General features: G+C 73.2%; 1 protein-coding gene. It reads right to left on the reverse strand.

What is annotated here, in order from left to right:
• Nucleotides 1–51 precede the first annotated feature (51 nt).
• A complete protein-coding gene (locus tag VS93_RS26380; protein WP_046472540.1) occupies nt 52–909 on the reverse strand; it encodes a VOC family protein in 858 nt (285 codons plus the stop codon).
• Nucleotides 910–1239 lie beyond the last annotated feature (330 nt).

Here is a 1239-nt window from a genome sequence, read left to right on the forward strand (position 1 = left end):
TGTTCTCTCCCGTGAGGCTGGGAACGCGGGTGGCGGGACGGCCCGCTCCCCTCAAGAGCGCCACCTGTTCACCGCGAAAACCGCCCCCAAGGGGTCGCGCAGGACCGCGAGCCGCACGTTGTCACCGACGTCGAACGGCGCCGTCTCCACCCCGCCGCCGATCCGCGCGGCCCGCTCGGCGACCGCGTCGACGTCGCCGACCGCGAACGTGACGCTCCAGCGCGGCCCTTCCTCGCCGGAGACGTCGCCGGGCATCCGCACCATCCATCCGACCGCGTCCTCGAAGCCCGGCGGGACGCCCTCCTCCCACTGGCGGCTGCGGATGTCGGGCTCGTAGTCCTCGGTGAATCCCCCGTAACCGGGCAGCCGCCACATCGTGGAGGTCTCGGCGCCGAAGTCCACCGGATCGGCCTCCCAGCCGAACACCGCACCGTAGAAGGCCTTCGCCGCCTCGGGATCGTGGGTGGTGAGCTCGCTCATGTTCCAGGTGTCCGGTTCGTTGACCCGTTCTGCGCCCTCGTGCCCCTTGGGCTCCCAGATCCGGAAGAGCGCCCCGGCCGGATCGGCGCACACCGCCGCGCGGCCCGCTCCGGGAATCTCGTAGGGCCCGGTGAGGACCCGACCGCCGGCGCCGGCCATCTCCGCGGCAGCGGCGTCGGCGTCTTCGACGCGGACGTAGGTGTTCCAGGCCGGGGCCGAAGGCTCGCCCTTCCCCGGCGACCCGACCCCGGCGACCGCGGCACCTCTCAGCCGGGCCACGAAGTAGCGGCCGGACGAGCCCGGCGGCGTACTGTCGTCGAACTCCCAGCCGAAGAGCCCGCTGTAGAAGCGCATCGCCGCCTCCGGATCGGGACCCTCGATGTCGACCCAGCACGGGACGCCCGCGGGATACCCGTCTCGCTCAAGCATGGCCCCTCCTCTCATCCTTCGCTCGTTCGGGAGGACCGTAGGCCTCGATCAGGTCCCCTTCCCCTTCGACCGCGCCCACAGTCGGAGGGCCGGTCGGTCGCACGGCGATGGCGGGGATCTCCGGGGGCGCAGGTGGGTGCCGGCACGGTCGCCCCGGTACCGCCCCGGACTGGGGCATTCTGCCGGCGTGCGGCGTGTCACGCTCAGCCTGCACCGCAGATCGGCACCGGAACAGGAGAATGCGAAGTACGGGAGCGCGCCGGGAGCCGGCTGACCGCCGGCTCGGCGGCGGCCGGCCGACCGGGGACCGCCCCGCCTGCGGCCTCCTTG

Source organism: Allosalinactinospora lopnorensis (assembly GCF_000981225.1).
GTDB lineage: Bacteria > Actinomycetota > Actinomycetes > Streptosporangiales > Streptosporangiaceae > Allosalinactinospora > Allosalinactinospora lopnorensis.

Excerpts from the sequence above, each read along its gene's own strand:
- VS93_RS26380 (WP_046472540.1), bottom strand. The coding sequence starts at position 909 with ATGCTTGAGCGAGACGGGTATCCCGCGGGCGTCCCGTGCTGGGTCGAC.